Annotated in this window: 18 protein-coding genes and 2 riboswitches; of the genes, 6 read left to right on the forward strand and 12 right to left on the reverse strand. The window is 64.7% G+C overall.

From position 1 onward, the window contains the following. Nucleotides 1-55 precede the first annotated feature (55 nt). Nucleotides 56-889 (reverse strand): protein-disulfide reductase DsbD domain-containing protein, encoded by an 834-nt coding sequence (locus P0652_RS08430; RefSeq protein ID WP_284178340.1) that lies wholly within the window; start codon nucleotides 887-889, stop codon nucleotides 56-58. A 115-nt stretch (nucleotides 890-1,004) separates the two neighbouring features. On the opposite strand from P0652_RS08430, the gene P0652_RS08435 reads away from it, so the two are divergent. Beyond that, entirely contained in the window at nucleotides 1,005-1,616 is a 612-nt protein-coding gene (locus P0652_RS08435) for a YqgE/AlgH family protein (protein ID WP_284178341.1), read from the forward strand. Between the two features lie 18 nt (nucleotides 1,617-1,634). Here P0652_RS08435 and P0652_RS08440 read toward each other — a convergent pair whose 3' ends face one another. The 11 genes from P0652_RS08440 to coxB form a co-directional block, all read right to left on the reverse strand. Further along, entirely contained in the window at nucleotides 1,635-4,547 is a 2,913-nt protein-coding gene (locus tag P0652_RS08440) for an EAL domain-containing protein (RefSeq protein ID WP_284178342.1), read from the reverse strand. A gap of 175 nt (nucleotides 4,548-4,722) precedes the next feature. Further along, a complete protein-coding gene (locus P0652_RS08445; RefSeq protein ID WP_349774971.1) occupies nucleotides 4,723-5,322 on the reverse strand; it encodes a GNAT family N-acetyltransferase in 600 nt (199 codons plus the stop codon). 2 nt (nucleotides 5,323-5,324) lie between these two features. Continuing rightward, nucleotides 5,325-6,722, reverse strand: a complete 1,398-nt coding sequence (gene thrC, locus P0652_RS08450; protein ID WP_284178343.1) for a threonine synthase — start codon at nucleotides 6,720-6,722, stop codon at nucleotides 5,325-5,327. 26 nt (nucleotides 6,723-6,748) lie between these two features. Beyond that, nucleotides 6,749-7,540: an SURF1 family protein gene (locus P0652_RS08455; RefSeq protein WP_284178344.1), complete on the reverse strand. Its 792-nt coding sequence runs from the start codon at nucleotides 7,538-7,540 to the stop codon at nucleotides 6,749-6,751. Then, a complete protein-coding gene (locus P0652_RS08460; RefSeq protein WP_284178345.1) occupies nucleotides 7,537-7,914 on the reverse strand; it encodes a DUF983 domain-containing protein in 378 nt (125 codons plus the stop codon). Before P0652_RS08460 ends, P0652_RS08455 begins: the two co-directional genes overlap by 4 nt. 52 nt (nucleotides 7,915-7,966) lie before the next feature. Beyond that, nucleotides 7,967-8,833: a cytochrome c oxidase subunit 3 gene (locus P0652_RS08465; RefSeq protein WP_284178346.1), complete on the reverse strand. Its 867-nt coding sequence runs from the start codon at nucleotides 8,831-8,833 to the stop codon at nucleotides 7,967-7,969. Between the two features lie 17 nt (nucleotides 8,834-8,850). After that, on the reverse strand, nucleotides 8,851-9,483 hold the full coding sequence (locus P0652_RS08470; protein ID WP_284178347.1) for a cytochrome c oxidase assembly protein: 633 nt from the start codon (nucleotides 9,481-9,483) through the stop codon (nucleotides 8,851-8,853). Nucleotide 9,484: 1 nt separating this feature from the next. Beyond that, nucleotides 9,485-9,652: a cytochrome c oxidase system small membrane protein gene (locus tag P0652_RS08475; RefSeq protein ID WP_284178348.1), complete on the reverse strand. Its 168-nt coding sequence runs from the start codon at nucleotides 9,650-9,652 to the stop codon at nucleotides 9,485-9,487. Next, the gene (locus P0652_RS08480; protein WP_284178349.1) at nucleotides 9,649-10,596 is read right to left on the reverse strand and encodes a heme o synthase; all 948 of its coding nucleotides are present in this window, start codon (nucleotides 10,594-10,596) and stop codon (nucleotides 9,649-9,651) included. The genes P0652_RS08475 and P0652_RS08480 overlap by 4 nt, the downstream gene beginning before the upstream one ends. Nucleotides 10,597-10,722: 126 nt before the next feature. Then, complete coding sequence (gene ctaD, locus P0652_RS08485; RefSeq protein WP_502947499.1) at nucleotides 10,723-12,342, reverse strand: cytochrome c oxidase subunit I; 1,620 nt, start codon at nucleotides 12,340-12,342, stop codon at nucleotides 10,723-10,725. 35 nt (nucleotides 12,343-12,377) lie between these two features. Continuing rightward, nucleotides 12,378-13,268 (reverse strand): cytochrome c oxidase subunit II, encoded by an 891-nt coding sequence (gene coxB, locus P0652_RS08490; protein ID WP_284178578.1) that lies wholly within the window; start codon nucleotides 13,266-13,268, stop codon nucleotides 12,378-12,380. Nucleotides 13,269-13,620: 352 nt separating this feature from the next. Between coxB and P0652_RS08495 the strand changes: the two genes are divergently transcribed. From P0652_RS08495 to P0652_RS08515, 5 genes are all read left to right on the forward strand, one after another. Further along, nucleotides 13,621-14,175 carry an invasion associated locus B family protein gene (locus P0652_RS08495; RefSeq protein WP_284178351.1) on the forward strand — a complete coding sequence of 185 codons (555 nt, stop codon included), beginning with the start codon at nucleotides 13,621-13,623 and terminating at the stop codon, nucleotides 14,173-14,175. A 10-nt stretch (nucleotides 14,176-14,185) separates the two neighbouring features. Continuing rightward, nucleotides 14,186-14,797: a hypothetical protein gene (locus tag P0652_RS08500; protein WP_284178352.1), complete on the forward strand. Its 612-nt coding sequence runs from the start codon at nucleotides 14,186-14,188 to the stop codon at nucleotides 14,795-14,797. A 37-nt stretch (nucleotides 14,798-14,834) separates the two neighbouring features. After that, nucleotides 14,835-14,922: riboswitch (glycine riboswitch) on the forward strand. Further along, nucleotides 14,923-15,013: riboswitch (glycine riboswitch) on the forward strand. It begins immediately after the preceding riboswitch. 61 nt (nucleotides 15,014-15,074) lie between these two features. Beyond that, nucleotides 15,075-16,208 carry a glycine cleavage system aminomethyltransferase GcvT gene (gcvT, locus tag P0652_RS08505; protein ID WP_284178353.1) on the forward strand — a complete coding sequence of 378 codons (1,134 nt, stop codon included), beginning with the start codon at nucleotides 15,075-15,077 and terminating at the stop codon, nucleotides 16,206-16,208. A 21-nt stretch (nucleotides 16,209-16,229) separates the two neighbouring features. Beyond that, entirely contained in the window at nucleotides 16,230-16,598 is a 369-nt protein-coding gene (gene gcvH, locus P0652_RS08510; RefSeq protein WP_284178354.1) for a glycine cleavage system protein GcvH, read from the forward strand. 36 nt (nucleotides 16,599-16,634) lie between these two features. Next, nucleotides 16,635-17,111, forward strand: a complete 477-nt coding sequence (locus P0652_RS08515; protein ID WP_284178355.1) for an OsmC family protein — start codon at nucleotides 16,635-16,637, stop codon at nucleotides 17,109-17,111. Nucleotide 17,112 lies beyond the last annotated feature (1 nt).

Raw genomic sequence — 17,112 nt, forward strand, 5'->3', positions numbered from 1 at the left:
ATATCCTGAAACTGAGTGACGGGCATGCAGCCCGGCGCCGGGCAGCCCTGCCTACTTAAGGCTGAACCGGGCCGGCGTCGAGGTTCAGCGTGATCTCGCGTGGAACTTCCCGTGTGCCGAAGGTCAGCCGCACCGGTCCGAACTTCCCGCCTTTGCCCGCCGCCGGCTGTCCGGCCAGCGTGACGGCGACGCGGCCGGGCGTATGGGCGGTGACGGATTTCGTCTCGAGGAAGCCGTCAGCCTCGGCAAAGGCCGAAATCGCGCCCGGTTCACCGGGATGTGCGACACTCACGGTAAAGACCGGCGTTTCCGCCGTGCCGCCTTTCGAAAGCAGCGCCGCCGGCTCGGTGGCCGGTACCGGAACCATGCGAAGAAATGCCGCCATCCGGTCGAGATCGGCCGCTTCGAGCGGCTGAGCACTCCCCGCGTCGAGCACCAGTTCGCCTTGAAGCGGGATGCACATCGTGCCGCAGACCGCAAAATCCAGTTTCAGGGCCAGCCGGGCCGGGTTGCCGGAAAGGTTGCCGCGGATCGGCAGCATCACCTCGCGGACATAGCCCCAGGCCTTGCCACCGGCCCCGTCATCGAAGGCCTTGGGAAACGGGAAGTCGAGTGCGAGCCCGGAATAGCCCTGGCTCACCGAAAAATCGGCCTGTGGCGGCACCCCCGAATCGCCGACATTGCGCCAGTAGGTCTTGTAATCCGGCGCGAGGCGGATCTCGATTGCCGCGACAACACCCGGCGCCGGCGGCTTGGCCGGCACGACAAGCCGCACCCGGGCTTCGCGGAAATCAAGCCACGGCGAAGCCTTGCCGCCCGCCGCATGCACCAGAACGGGCAGGGCGAGCAGGAAAACAAGGCCGAAACAGAAACCGAGCAGGCGTGTCATGCCGCCCTTATGCCTCATGAGGCCTTCAAGACCCATGAACAATCCCGTGATGCCTTGGGTGGTGCGACAGAAAATCCCCCTTGGCAATCCGGGCAAGGCTTGCAAATCTTGGGGCATGAACCTGGAAAAGCTTCGCCGAAATCCCGCGCCCGGCTTTCTCGATGGCCAGATGCTGATCGCGATGCCGGGCATGCCGGACGAGCGTTTCGCCCGCTCGGTCATCTATCTTTGCGCCCATTCGAGCGAGGGCGCGATGGGAATCGTGGTGAACCGGCAGGCGCGCAATATCGGCTTTCCGGATCTTCTGGTGCAGCTCGACATCATCGCGCGGGACCAGGCGATCCGCCTGCCGCGTCGGGCCGAGCGCGTCGCCGTGCTGGCGGGCGGGCCGGTCGAGACGACCCGTGGCTTCGTCCTGCATTCGACTGATTGTGTGATCGAGGATTCCACCCTGCCGATTGCCGACAATATCGGCCTGACCATCACGGTCGACATGCTGCGCATGATCGCGCGCGGCGAGGGGCCGGAAAGTGCGATTCTCGCCCTCGGCTATGCCAGCTGGGGGGCAGGCCAGCTCGAACGCGAGATCCAGCAGAACACCTGGCTGCATGGACCGACCGATTTCGATCTCGTCTTCGGTGCGGATCACGAGGCAAAGTATGATCGCGCCCTGCGCCATCTCGGGATCGACCCCGCCTTCCTCTCCGCCGATGCTGGCCATGCCTGAGCGCGGGCTTTGGCCCGTTCAGGCATTGATGCCGATCAGCCGCCGTGTCTGCTCGAGATTGATCGCGGGGCCGAACACATAACCCTGCGCGAATTCGCAGCCGAGCTGGAACAGCTCCACCGTGTCGGCTTCGGTTTCTGCCCCCTCGGCGACGATGGTCATGCCGAGATCATGGGCGAGGCTGACGATGGAGCGGAGGATCAGCGGGCGCTTGCCGGTATCATCATGCCGCACGAAGCTCTGGTCGATCTTCAGCGTGTCGAAGGGGAATCGCTGCAGGTAGGACAGCGAGGAGAAGCCGGTGCCGAAATCATCGAGCGCCAAGCCTGCCCCCAGCTCCTTGATCTTCTGCAGCATCTGCGAGGCGTATTCGGGGTTCTCCATCACCAGCGTCTCGGTGATCTCTAGCTTCAGCGAACCCGGCTGAACCGGATAGCGGATCAGGACGTTGCGCACATCCTGCAGCAGGTCATTGCGGATGAGCTGTCGGCTCGACACATTGACGCTGGCGAAGATCGGCGGATCGACGACGAGGTTCTGCTGCCAGAGCATCAACTCGCGCGCAGTGGTCTCCAGCACGAACAGACCCAACTCGATGATCGTGCCGGTTTCCTCGGCAATCGCGATGAATTCCGAGGGGGGCAGCCGCCCGAGGCGCGGATGGTTCCAGCGGACGAGGGCCTCGAAACCGGCAATGGCCCGGTCCTCCAGCCGCACGATCGGCTGGAATTGCACCTCGAGTTCCTTGCGCTCGATGGCGCGGCGGAGATCCGCCGCCAGGGTCAGCTTGTCCTGCGGGGTCGAGCGCATCGAGGCGCGATAGACCTCGATCCGGTCCCGGCCGGTCCGCTTGGCATGGATCGCCGCGAGTTCCGCGTTGCGGACAAAGGCCTCGCGATCGACCATCGTGGCATCATCGACAAAAGCGATGCCGACCGAGCCGGTGAGATAGATCTGCCGCTCGCCATGGGTGATCGGGGTGGAGACGGCCCGCCGCACCAGATCCGCCAGGGCCATGATCCGTTGCGGATCCTGCTCGGACACGACGACGAGGCCAAAACTGTCGCCGGCGAGCCGGGCCAGCGTATCGCCGGCCTTGACCACCCGGGCGAGGCGTCGGGCAATGGTCAGCAGCACCATATCGCCCGCATTGAAGCCGATCTGCTCGTTGATCTGTTTGAAACGGTCGACATCGACGATGATCATGCTCGGCTTGATCATGGCGGTCCCGGCGGAGCGCATCGCCACGAGGGCGGATTCCAGCCGGTCAAGCAGCAGCCGGCGATTGGGCAGGCCGGTCAGGTGATCGTGGATCGCATCATGGAGCAGGCGCTCCTGTGCGAGATGGATCGAGGTCACGTCGGTCAGGGTGCCGACGACGCGCACCACTTCGCCCTCCCGGTTGACCACCGGCCGTGCCTTCAGCCGGTACCAGAGCACCGAGCCATCGCGCGAAACGAGGCGGAGATCCTGGGCAATCCGGCCACGGCGTTGTTCGATGAGGGCATTGAGGATCGTGCGGTAGCGGTCCCGGTCGACATGATGGATCACATCCAGCATCGCGGAGGCCCGGCCCTCCAGCTCGCCGCGTTCGAGGCCGAGATGCGCCTCGAGATCGGGACTGACATGGAGGTGGTCATCGCTCACGTCCCAGTCAAAGACGAGATCACCGCCGCCCACGAAGGCCAGCGCCTTGCGCTCGGCATCCGGCACTGCGCCGGTGGCGACAGCGCTGGAGGTGAAGACATTCTGCATCACGGTAAAGCCGATCAGCAGCACGATGAGGACGAGGCCACCCAGCAGGGCCGGTGTCGCGATGTCGTTGACGATCTGGCCGTTCACGACAAGGCCGGCCGCGATTACCCAGACGAGCAGCAGGAACCAGGTCGGCACCAGCATCGTGGCCCGGTCATAGCGCTGGAGCGCGAGGAAAAGCACCAGCACGAAGCCGATGATCGCGATCGCCGCGATGGAAATGCGCGCGATACCGGCTGCGACCGCCGGATCAATGCTGGCCAGCGCGATCAGCGCCCCGATCAGCACCAGCCAGACGACGGTGATATGGGCGTAGCGCGCATGCCAGCGGTTGAGGTTGAGATACGCGAACAGGAAGACCAGCAGCGTCCCGCCCAGCACCGCTTCCGCGCCGGCGCGGTAGATATTCTCGATTTCCGGCCGCACGCCGAAGAACCGGCCGACAAAGCCGAAATCAATGCCGAGATAGACGAGGACTGACCAGGCAAGGGCAGCGGCAGCCGGGAAGATCAGCGCGGCACGCAGCGCCAGCACGATCGTCAGGAAGATCGCCAGCAGGGCCGCGATGCCGGTGACGATCCCGCGATAGAGAGTCAGCGAATTGAGCTTGTCCTTGTAGGAATCCGGATCCCACAGCGTGAGTTCCGGCAGGCGGTTACCGCGCAACTCGGCCACGAAGGTGACAACCGAGCCGGGATCCAGCGTGATCAGGAAGAGGTCGGCCTCGGTCGCCTCCTCGCGCTCGGGCCGGTAGCCATGGCTGGCGGTGATCGCCTCGATGCGCGAGGCGGCGAGATCGGGCCAGAAGACGCCCGAACCGGCCATCTTGAAGCGCGGCGCCACCAGCAGGCGCTCGATCTGTTCGTTGGTCTCGTTGGCGAGCGCGAAGGCGATCCAGCGCGGGCGCGAGCCCGGTTCGCGGGCCTGCACCTCGATGCGCCGGACGATGCCATTGGCGTCCCGCGCGGTCTGGATCTCGATCCGGTCATCACGCGATTCCTGCGCCTGCACCGCCGGCAGCAGGTCGATCGCCTCGGCCTGCGGCACAACACGGATCGCCTCCAGCGCCCGGGCGCCGCTGGCTGAGGCCAGAACCAGCCCGGCCAGCAGCACGAGGCGAAGCCAGAGGCTAGAGCCTCGTGCCAAGCGCGACGCAGGAGGAACCCGCGCGGTCATCGGCATCCCGCAAAGGCGGAAACGGCCTGCCGGCCAGGCCGGAGCGAGGACGGCAGCAGGGTTGGGATGACGGTGCGGATCACCTGAGGCAAGCCCTTCAATCGTTTCCCTGTTCAAACATCATCGCCTGCCGGGGGGCAAGCGACGAGCGCAAACGGATATGCGGATTCCCCGGTTATTCTGGGATCGGATCTGATTTCAGCCGGGCGAACAGCACATGGTCGCGCCGCGCCCCCGCGATGGAAAGGTATCCACGCGCGTAGCCCTCGCGGCGAAATCCGGCTTTTTCAAGAACACGTACCGAGGCGGCATTGTCCGGCAGGCACGCCGCCTCGATCCGTTCAAGCCCGAGCCGGAGGAAAGCATGCCGGCTGAGCGCTTTCACGGCTTCGGTCATATGGCCTTTTCCGGCATGCGGAGCCCCCATCCAGTAGCCGAGCGTCGCGGATTGTGCGGCCCGCCTGCGGACATTGGCGAGGGTAATCCCGCCGAGAATGGCCTCGCTGTGCCGGTCCACGAGGAAGAACGGGTAGGCGCTGTCCGAGCGGATCTCCTGCCGATAGCGGGCAAGGCGACGGCGGAAGGCGGCCTGGCTGAGGTCATCGGCCGGCCAGGCCGGCTCCCAGGGCTGAAGGAACGGCCGCGACGCCTGCCGCAATTCGGCCCAGGGGGCGTAATCCGCAATCTGCGGCGGGCGCAGGCGCAGCGCGCCGAATTCCAGCGTCAGGGTCTCGTGCGGTACGCCGCCAGTCAGGCTGGCAAGAAATCCGATCACGGTCAGGAATCCCGTCGATGGCTCCGGATGAAGGCTTCAAGCGCCGCGCTGTCATTGGCCACCGGCGAAATCCGCTCCGGATCGGTCATCAGCCGGCCAAGCCGCGCCGGCAGCGGCGCCTCGATCGCTGCGACGCTGCGCATGGTATCGGGGAATTTTGCCGGGGCGGCCGTCGCCAGGACCACCATCGGCACGGCCGGGTCAAGCCCGGCCTTGTCCGCCGCGACAACGCCCGTTGCCGTATGCGGATCGACGACATAGCCCGCCTTGTCCCGCGTGGTCCGGATCGCCGCTGACACTTCGGCCTCGTCGGCCCGGAAAGCCGAGAAATCCGCCCGGATCGCGGCCAGCACGTCCGGGGGCAGGGTGAAGGAACCGCTCTGCTTCAGGCCGGCCATCATCAGCCGCACCGCAGCGGCATCCCGCCCCGACGCCTCGAAAAGCAGGCGCTCGAAATTCGAGGAGATCTGGATGTCCATTGACGGCGAAGAGGTCGCTGCCACGCCGGCCATCTCGTAGCGGCCCGTTTCGAGCGTCCGGGCGAGGATGTCGTTGATGTTGGTGGCGATGACCAGTTGCTCGATCGGCAAGCCCATCTTCCGCGCAACGAACCCGGCAAAGATATCACCGAAATTTCCCGTCGGCACGGTGAAGGCGACCTTGCGGTGCGGCGCGCCCAGCGCAACCGCCGCGACGAAATAATAGGTGACCTGCGCCACCACGCGCGCCCAGTTGATCGAATTCACGCCCGAGAGCTGCACCGAATCCCGGAAGGCGTGATGGTTGAACAACGCCTTCACAAGGTCTTGGCAATCATCGAACGTGCCGGGAATGGTGATCGCGTGGAGATGCGGTTCGGTCGGCGTCGTCATCATCCGCCGTTGTACATCCGAGACCCGGCCCTCCGGAAAGAGCACGAAGACATCCGCGCGCTTTGAGCTCCGGAAGGCTTCGATGGCGGCCCCTCCGGTATCGCCCGATGTGGCGCCGACAATCGTCGCCCGCTTGCCGGTTCCGGTCAGCGCATGGTCCATCAGCCGCGCCAGCAGCTGCATCGCCACATCCTTGAAGGCGAGGGTTGGCCCGTGGAACAGCTCGAGCACGAAACGGTTCGGCCCGATCTGCGCCAGCGGTGTCACGGCCGGATGGGCGAAGGTGGCATAGGCCTCGCGCGTGGCCTGCCGCAGCACCGGATCGGGGATGGTGCCGCCCGTGAACCGGCGGATCACGTCATAGGCGACGGCATCGAAGGTCTGGCCGGCATAGGCGGCAATCTCGTCAGCGGTGAGGCTCGGCCAGGTTTCCGGCAGGTAGAGGCCGCCATCGCGCGCAAGCCCCGCCAGCAGGCAATCAGCGAAGGTGAGGGCAGGGGCCTCGCCCCGGGTGGAGATGTAGCGCATGGCAGGCTGTCCGCAGGGGAAGAAACTCAGACCGCACTTGTGCCGCGCCGGCGGCGCGATGCAAGGAAAAATGTCAGGACGACGACATTGGTCAGCGCGAGACCCCACCAGGTCAGCGCATACTGGAAATGGTTGTTGGGGATCGCCGCGAGAAAGGCCTCGACCTCGACGCCATAGGGCGGATCGACGGCATCCGGCGCGGCCTGCAGGTCAATGAAGCGGCTGTATTGTACGCGGGCCTGCTCAAGAGTTTCGGCGCCCGGCAGGCCGGTCAGCCGGGCCATCTCGTCCGTGCTCCGGAAGAACCAGACCTGCCGCTGCGGGTCATTATGCGGCGGAAAGAACCCGGCGGATTCGGTCGGCCGCAGGAAGCCGGTCAGAGTCACCGGCTCGGTCGGCCGGTCGAAGGGCGGCAGACGACCATCGGCGCGGGTCGGCAGGAACCCCCGATTGACGTAGATATTGATCAGCGCGCACTTCCCGTCCGCGCCGCAGAGCCGGGTGATGAAGGGCGTCATGACGAAGACGCCGAAGCCGCTGCCCAGCAGGGTGCGGCCCGCCTGGACGCCGGGCTTCGGCTCGGGCCGGGACGTGCGGACATAGCTGGACCGTTCATGGACGAAACGCCCCGTGACCGTCACCCGGTCCCAGAGGCGCGCTTCCCCGAGCGGCCGTGGCGGTGCCTTGGCTGCTGCCGCAATGCCGGCCAGGAAGGCCTCTTTCTCGCCCATGCGCTGCCATTGCCAGAAGCCGAGCCCGGCCTGGAACAAGGTGATCGCCGCGATGAAGAACAGGAACCCCTTGACGCGCAGGCTCATGGCTTGTCGGAGAGCCGCCCCTCTTCGGCACGATTGCGATATTGCAGGGCGATCATCACGCCCTTGAGCGGACGCAACATGCCGAGGCACAGGATCAAGGTCATGGGCAGGAAGATCACGAGATGGACCCAGATTGGCGGTTCGTAGCGGATCTCCGTCCAGAGCAGCAGTCCGACCACAAGGAAACCGGAAATCAGGATCACGAAGACGGCGGGCCCATCGCCCGAATCCGCGAAGCGGTAATCGAGCCCGCAGGAGCGGCAGGACGGGGCGACACGGAGGAACCCGTCGAACAGGCGCCCCTCGCCGCAGCGGGGGCAACGTCCGGCCAGACCGGCTGAAACCGGGTCGGCTTCCGGGCCGTGATACTGCATGGGCTTCCCCTCGAATCGGAAAGGGCGGCCCGGGGCCGCCCTTCGCAGGTCCTCAATGGGCGGCGGCTGCCGCTGCGCCCCAGTTCGACCCCCAGACATAGATGGCCGCGAAGAGGAACAGCCAGACCACGTCCACGAAATGCCAGTACCAGGCCGCGAATTCGAAACCGAGATGCTGCTTCGGCGTGAAATGCCCCTTGTAGACACGGATCAGGCAGACCGCGAGGAAGATGGTGCCGACGAGAACATGGAAGCCGTGGAACCCGGTCGCCATGAAGAAGGTCGCGCCATAGATATGGCCCGAGAACTTGAAGGCGGCATGGCTGTACTCATAGGCCTGGACCAGCGTGAAGAATGCGCCGAGCAGAACCGTAAGCCACAGGCCCTGGCGCAGCCCCTGCCGGTCGCCATGCACGATCGCATGATGCGCCCAGGTCACGGTCGTGCCCGAGGTCAGCAGGATCAGCGTGTTGAAGAGCGGCAATTCCCACGGGTTGAAGACCGCGATGCCCTTCGGCGGCCATTGCCCGCCGGTCAGCTCGGTCCGCTGGTACTGGATGGCCTCATTGGTGAAGAAAGCCACGTCGAAATAGGCCCAGAACCACGCCACGAAGAACATCACCTCGGAGGCGATGAACATGATCATGCCGTAGCGGTGATGCATCTGCACGACGCGGGTATGATCACCCGTCTCGGCCTCGTTCACGACATCGCGCCACCAGCCGAACATCGTGTAGAGAACGCCGATAAAGCCGGCGAAGAAGAGCAGGCTGCCGGCCTGGAGGCCCCCGATCGGCATCTTCTTCATCCACATCACGGCACCGACCGCGCAGATGAAGGCCGAGACCGACCCGATGAAGGGCCAGGGGCTCGGCGGAAGAATGTGGTAATCGTGGTTCTTGGCGTGTGCGTCGGCCATGGAAACGGGCCCCCCTTCTATTTCGACACGGTGCCGCCCGCGGGCGCGGGTGGTGCCGTCAGCTGTCCAGCATCGGCCACAGGCTTGACCGGGTTCTTGGACGGAAAAAACGTGTAAGACAAGGTGATCGTTCGGATATTGTCGAGTTCGCGGTTCTTCGCGATGTCGGGATCCACGAAAAACACCACTTCCTCGGTCCGGGCCTCGCCCGGCTGCAGCGTCTGTTCGGTGAAGCAGAAGCAGGCGATCTTGTTGAAATAGGCGCCCGTCTGGTCCGGCGTGACATTGTAGCTGGCAATGCCCGTCGTCGGCTGCGTGCCGGGATTGCGCAGGGTGTAGCTGACAGTCTTGACCTCGCCGGCCCGGATCGTGATCTCCGGCACTTCCGGCTCGAAGCGCCAGTTCAGCCCGGACGCGACATTCGCATCGAACCGGATCGTGAACACGCGTTCGGTCACGCGGTCCGGCGCACGGCTCGCGACCATCGTGGTGCCGCCATACCCGGTGACACGGCAGAACAGGTCATAGAGCGGCACCGCCGCGAAGGAGGCGCCGAGCATCACGCAGAAACCGGTCACGACATAGGCCGCAACCCGGCGGTTGCGGGCGGGATCGATCACGACAGGGGCGGGAAGCGGACGTTCGGTCATGTCACATTGGCCGGGAAAGGATGGCAGGTCCCATCTTGAAGACGGTGATCACGTAGAAGAGGAGGCACAGGCCGGCCACGCCGAAGCCGATCGCCTTGTTCCGCCGCGCCCGGCGGGCCTTTTCCTCGTCGGTCAGACGCAAACCTTCGGTCTCCTGCGGTGCGCTCATGCCAGGCTCCCGCGGAGAAGAGCCCAGGCAAAGCCGCCGGCCCATTCGAGCAACAGGGCCGCGAAGACCGCAAAGAGATAGATGATCGAGCCGCCGAACAGCGACCAGCAGGCCTTTTTCAGCCGGCCCTCGTCATCCGCGCGCAGGATGCCCACAGACCACCAGACCATCATCACGCCGCCGACGAGGGCGGTGGCGCCGTAGAGCCAGCCGCCGAAACCCATGAAGAACGGCGCGATGCCGAAAGGAATCAGCAGCAGCGAATAGAGCAGGATCTGCAGCCGCGTGTTCCGGTCGCTGGCAACATTCGGCAGCATCGGAACGCCGGCACGGGCGTAATCGTCCTTCCGGACAATCGCCAGTGCCCAGAAATGCGGAGGCGTCCAGAGGAAGATGATCGAGAACAGGATCATCGGCTCGATCGCCACGCCGCCGGTCACGGCCGCCCAGCCGACCACCGGGGGAAGCGCGCCTGCCGCGCCGCCGATCACGATGTTCTGTGCCGTGCGGCGCTTCAGGCCCATCGTGTAGATGACGACGTAGAAAAAGATCGTGAAGGCGAGCAGGCCACCGGCAACCCAGTTGGTCGCAAGGCCGAGCACCATCACCGAGAGCACCGAGAGAATCAGCCCGAAGCTCAGCGCCTCGCCCGGCTGGACGCGCCCAGAGGGGATCGGCCGCTTCGCCGTACGGCCCATCACGGCATCGATATCGGCATCATACCACATGTTGAGCGCGCCCGACGCCCCGGCACCCACCGCGATCGCGAAGACGGCGATTAGGCCGATAACCGGGTGGATCACCCCCGGGGCCAGCACCATGCCGACAAGCGCGGTAAAAACCACAAGCGACATCACCCGTGGCTTCAGCAGCGACAGGAAATCCAGCGGGTCGGCATTCGAGATCAGCGTCTCGCGCCGGATGTCAGCACCAAGGTCACTCACGCAATCGTCCTGTGTTCGTCGGGGACGATACCGCCGGCTTTTGGGCCGGACGCCATCGGGAATGGGCCCGCGGGCCCCTTGCCGATAGCGTTCCGGAGGCCGGTTGCCCGGCCTCCGGAATGCGGATCAGTGGTTGCTGCCCGTGATGCGCGGCAGCGTCTCGAACTGGTGGAAGGGCGGCGGGGAGGACAGGGTCCATTCCAGCGTTGTCGCGCCTTCGCCCCAGGGATTGTCGCCCGCCTTGATCTTCTTCGAGAAGGCGTACCAGATGCCATAGAAGAACACGAGCAAGCCGACGGCGAAGATATAGGAGCCCATCGACGAGATGTAGTTCCAGCCGGCATAGGCATCCGGATAGTCGACATAGCGACGCGGCATGCCGGCCAGGCCGAGGAAGTGCTGCGGGAAGAACAGCACATTCGCGCCGATGAAGGCGATCGCGAAGTGCAGGTTGCCGATCCAGTCCGGGATGACATAGCCGAACATCTTCGGGAACCAGTAATACCAGCCCGCGAAGATCGCGAAGACCGCACCCAGCGACAGCACGTAGTGGAAATGCGCCACCACATAGTAGGTGTCATGCAGGACACGGTCGACACCGGCATTGGCGAGCACCACGCCGGTCACGCCACCGACGGTGAAGAGGAAGATGAAGCCGATCGCCCAGACCATGGGTGCGCGGAACTGGATCGAGCCACCCCACATCGTCGCGATCCACGAGAAGATCTTCACCCCTGTCGGAACGGCGATCACCATCGTGGCGGCCACGAAATACTGCTGGGCCGCGAGGCTGATGCCGGTCGTGTACATGTGGTGCGCCCACACGATGAAGCCGACAAAGCCGATCGCCACCATCGCATAGGCCATGCCGAGATAGCCAAAGACCGGCTTCTTCGAAAAGGTCGAGACGATATGGCTGACGATGCCGAAGGCCGGCAGGATCAGGATGTAGACTTCCGGATGCCCGAAGAACCAGAACAGATGCTGGAACAGGATCGGGTCACCGCCGCCTTCCGGCGCGAAGAAGGTCGTGCCGAAATTGCGGTCCGTGAGCAGCATGGTGATGCCCCCGGCGAGAACCGGCAGCGACAGCACGAGCAGGAAGGCCGTCACCAGCACGGCCCAGGCGAAGAGCGGCATCTTGTGCAGCGTCATGCCCGGCGCACGCATGTTGAAGATCGTCGTGATGAAGTTGATCGCGCCCAAGATCGACGAGGCACCGGCAATGTGCAGCGAGAGGATCGCGAAATCCATCGCCGGGCCGGGCTGGCCCGAGGTCGAGAGCGGCGGGTAGATCGTCCAGCCCCCGCCGACGCCGTTGGCACCGGGCGGCCCCTCGACGAACATCGAGATCAGCAGCAGGCCGAATGCAGCCGGCAGCAGCCAGAACGAGATGTTGTTCATGCGCGGGAAGGCCATGTCCGGTGCGCCGATCATGATCGGCACGAACCAGTTGGCGAACCCGCCGATCAGGGCCGGCATGACCATGAAGAAGATCATGATCAGGCCGTGGCCGGTCACGAACACGTTGAATGTGTGCGGATTGGAGAAATACTGGAGGCCAGGCTCCTGCAGCTCCATGCGCATGGCAACCGAAAGGAAGCCGCCGATCAGCCCCGCCATGATCGCGAAGATCAGGTAGAGCGTGCCGATGTCCTTGTGATTGGTCGAATAGACATAGCGGACCCAGCCGGTCGGCATGTCGTGTGAATGGTCATCGGCAGCGTGAGCGTGAGCCATTGCCATAAACTCCTGTCGAAGGGACGGTTCGCGCGGAAGGATCAGCGCGCGGGAACTTCATTCTGCGCCGTCTGGCGCGGCGCATCGCCGACAACGGCGAATTTCTTCTTCGCATCCGCGAGCCAGGCCGCGTATTTCTCTTCCGAGACAACACGGATCGCCAGCGGCATGAAGGCATGGTCCTTGCCGCAAAGCTCGGAACACTGGCCGTAATAGATGCCTTCGCGCGTCGCCCGGAACCAGGTCTGGTTCAGGCGGCCCGGCACGGCGTCGACCTTGATGCCGAAGGAAGGCATGGCCAGCGCGTGCAGAACGTCGGCGGCCGTGACCTGGACAACGACATTCTTGTTGACGGGCACGACAACCTCGTTGTCGACCGCCAGAAGACGCGGAAAGTCTTCCTTCTTGCCCTTGCCCTTGGCGACGGCATCCTTGATGTCGTCGTCGGTCATCATGCGGGCTTCGAACTCGAAGCCGCCGGCATCCTTCGGGTATTCGAAGCGCCAGTACCAGGCATGGCCCGTCGCCTTGATCGTCAGGTCAGCCTGCGGCGGCACGATCTGCTGCTTCAGCAGCCGGAAGGACGGAATGGCGATGACCACGAGGATCAGCACAGGGATCAGCGTCCAGGCCACTTCGAGACCCACATGATGCGTGGTCTTGGAAGGGTTGGGATTGGCCTTCTCGTTGAATTTGACCGCGACATAGATCAGCAGCGCGAGCACGAACAGCGTGATCACCGTGATCGTGACGAGTAGGCCGGTATGGAAGCTGTGGATGAACTCGGCCACCGGCGTCGCAGCCTTCTGGAGATCGAGCTGCCACGGCACGGCCTGGCCGTATCCGTCCTGGGCAAAGGCCGACGAGGCGGTGCCCATCGCTGCAGCCATCCATCCGGCTGCCGCTCCGACGGACCGGCGAATCGAAGTCATTGTCATGGCGAGTGCCACTCCCCCTGTGTGCCACCGGACCTGGTTCCGGGCTGCATCTGCCCGAAGTTCGGTCGCCCGGCCTTAACATCGCAATTCACATGCGAAAAAGAGCATATGAGATGCATTTCACTTTTCACAAAGCGCCGCTCCATGCAAGCGTTAGCTTGCCGCATCGTTGCCTTGTTCTGTCCTCGATCCTGCCCGGCTTCTGCCGATCCGCTGCCATTTCGGCCGGGCGGATGGGGAGTGCGGGCGGGTGAACCTGCCGGAAGGCCATCACCTTCCTTGACAGGAACAGCCTCTCTGTTAGGCCAATCGCAAGCTTTAGAAAAGAGTCCGGGAGCGATCCGACGTGCATATTTCGGCGAAGATGGCGCTGGTTCCTGTCGTCTCCTGGCTGCTCCTCGCGGCCGGGCTCGTCGTGCCGGCTGCGGCCCAGGGCACGCTGAAGCAGAAGTTCGGCGACTGGCAGTATCGCTGTGACCGACCGAACCCGGCCGGGCCGGAGCAATGCATCCTGATCCAGAACGTGCTGGACCAATCGGATCTCAACCTGGCGGTCGTCATCCTGCGCGTCGAGGACAGCGCGGCCACGGCCGAGGCCCGCCGTCGGGACCCCGCCGCCGCAGCCGTCCGCCGCCCCGTCCTCCGTGTCATCGCGCCGCTGGGCATCCTGCTGCCGCGTGGCCTCGGCCTGAAAATCGACGAGCGTGATATTGGATCGACCGGCTTCGTCCGCTGCCTCGAAAGCGGCTGTGTCGCCGAGGTCGACATGGACAATGCCTTGATCGACGGGTTCAAGAAGGGCAAGGTCGCGCTCTTCGCCGTGTTCCTGACGCCGGAAGAAGGCCGCGGCCTTCCCGTGACGCTTTCGGGGTTCGAGCAGGGTTTCGCGCAGCTTCAGTGAGGATCGTCCCGTGAGCGTTGGTGCCGTGTCTGTCCGTCTTGTCTTTCTTGCTGGTCTCGGCGCGGCTCTGGCCGCCTGCCAGAGCGCCTCGTCCGGCAGCGAACCCAGCCCGACCGAACGCCGGGTGACGGAGCGGATTTTCTTCGGAGGCACCAAGCTGCCGGAGCAGAAGGAAGAGGTGCGCGATCTCGGCTGCCCTGCCGCCAACATCCTCGATGGCACGGCGGCCTACCGCACCGGCGATACCACGCAGGCCCGGGGCGTCGCCTATCAGGCTGCGATCAACGATCTCGCCCGGGAATGCCGCCAGGAAGGCAACATGATGCGGATCAAGGTCGGCATTCAGGGCCGCGTCCTGCTGGGCGAGGCCGGCAAACCTGGGACTTATACCATCCCGGTGCGGATCGCCGTGCGCGGCAACGGCCAGACCCTGTCGACCCGCCTGGTGCCGGTTGCGGTGACGATCCCGGCCAGTGACAGTCAGGCGCCCTTCGTCACGGTGGATGATTCGATCGCCGTGCCGATCACGGCTGCCGATCCGGCCGAGCAATATTCCGTGCTCATCGGGCTTGATCCACAGGGTGCTCGCCAAACGGGGCCGCGTCGTCAACGCCGCAATTGACTTGGGCCGCAAAAGCGCTACGTCAGCGCTTATGGCCATCTCCCGCGCGGGAGAGAGCGGGTTCGCCCGCCGCCGAAGGCGCAACCGCCCCGGAAACGCTCAGGCAGAAGGACCGCGCGAGAAAAGCCGCTCTGGAAAGCGAGGGCGCATCCCTCCACCGACGGAGTAAGCCGCGTCGCGGCGAAATCTCTCAGGTTCCGTGACAGAGGGGGCAGCACCGTTCCACCCGGAACGGCATGCATCCTTGTCACGGAGGCGGCGCGAGCCGGCGAGAGAAATGGCTGAACCCGCTGCTGGCGATCTGAAACACACCCCGCTCGATGCCTGGCATGTTGCCCAGGGGGCACGCATGGTCCCCTTCGCGGGGTATTCCATGCCCGTCCAGTACAGGGATGGCATTCTGACCGAGCATCTCTGGACGCGCGCCCATGCCGGTCTGTTCGACGTTTCCCATATGGGCCAATGCTTCGTCCATTCCGACAACTGGGAGAAGACGGCTGCCGCCCTCGAGGCGCTGGTCCCGGCCGATATCCTGAACCTGAAGCCCGGCCAGCAGCGCTATTCCCAACTGCTCGGCGCCGATGGCGGCATCCTGGATGACCTGATGATCACCCGCTCCGCCTATGAAGGGCATGAGGGCTGGGCCTATCTGGTCGTCAATGCCGGCTGCAAGGATGCGGATTACGCCCATATCGCCGCGCATCTCCCGGCAGGCGTGTCGCTGCGTGTCGAGGCGGATCTCGCCCTGATCGCCCTGCAGGGGCCGGAGGCGGTGGAGGTCATCGCCACCCTGGTTCCAGCCATCCGCACCGTTCCCTTCATGACCTATCACGCCGCCCAGCTGGATGGCATCTGGCTGCATATCTCGCGCTCGGGCTATACCGGCGAGGATGGCGTCGAGATTTCCATCCCCTCGAAGGATGTCTTGGCCTTCTGCGATCGCCTGCTGGCGGATCCGCGTGTCCGCCCGATCGGGCTGGGCGCGCGCGATTCGCTGCGGCTCGAGGCCGGGCTCTGCCTCTATGGCCATGATATCGACACCACCACCTCGCCGATCGAGGCTGACCTCAAATGGTCGATCCAGAAGCGCCGGCGCGAGCAGGGCGGCTTCCCGGGCGCGGATCGCATCCGGCGCGAACTGGCCGAGGGGCCGTCGCGGCTGCGGGTTGGCCTGCTGCCGGAAGGCCGCCAGCCGGCGCGCGAGGGCACTGAAATCATGGCAAATGGCCGCCGCATCGGCGTGGTGACGTCCGGCGGCTTCGGCCCCAGCGTCAACGGCCCGGTGGCGATGGGCTATGTCGAGACGGCGTTTGCCACGCCCGGCACGCCGGTCACGCTCATCGTCCGGGGCAAGGAACTGCCGGCCCGCATCGCGCCGATGCCGTTCGTCCCGCATCGCTATTTCCGCTAACCGCATCCGGGGGAGACAAACATGACGACCTACTACACCAAGGATCACGAATACGTCCGCGTCGAAGGCGATACCGGCATTGTCGGCATCACCGATTATGCGCAGAGCCAGCTCGGCGACGTGGTTTTCGTGGAGCTGCCGGAAGTCGGCAAGGCCGTGAAGGCCGGCGGCGAGGCGGCCGTCGTCGAAAGCGTCAAGGCGGCATCGGATGTCTATGCCCCGGTTTCGGGCGAGGTTGTCGCCGTGAATGACGGCCTGCCGGACAGCCCGGCTACCATCAACGAGGATCCCGAAGGCCAGGGCTGGTTCATGAAGATCCGCCTTGCCGACAAGGGCGAGCTTGCCGGCCTCATGGATGAGGCGGCTTACAAGGCGATGATCGGCGCCTGATTTTTTCCGGTCTGTTTGCAAAAAGGAATTTTCAGAATGGCCCACGAATACATTGCCAAAGTCAGCTGGTCGCGGGGCGACGAGCCCTTCATCGACAACAAATATTCGCGCGGCCATCTCTGGACCTTCGACGGCGGCATCTCGGTGCCGGGTTCCTCGGCGCCCTCGTCGGTGCCGCTCTATTCGAAGGCGGATGCGGTGGATCCGGAAGAGGCGCTCGTGGCTTCGGTCTCGAGCTGCCACATGCTGTTCTTCCTCGCCTTCTGCGCGCTGAAGGGCTTCCGCGTCGATTCCTATATCGATGATGCCATCGGCACCATGACGAAGAACGAGCGCGGCAAGCTCTATATCAGCCAGGTCGCGCTGAAGCCCGTCATCACCTTCTCCGGCGAGAAGAAGCCCGATGCGGAAACCATCGCCAAGCTCCACCATCGTGCGCATGAGGAATGCTACATCGCCAATTCCCTGCGCGCCGATGTCGAACTGATCCCAACGGACCCGATTTACGCCTGAG

Source organism: Rhabdaerophilum sp. SD176, assembly GCF_030143245.1.
Classification (GTDB): Bacteria; Pseudomonadota; Alphaproteobacteria; order Rhizobiales; family Beijerinckiaceae; genus Rhabdaerophilum.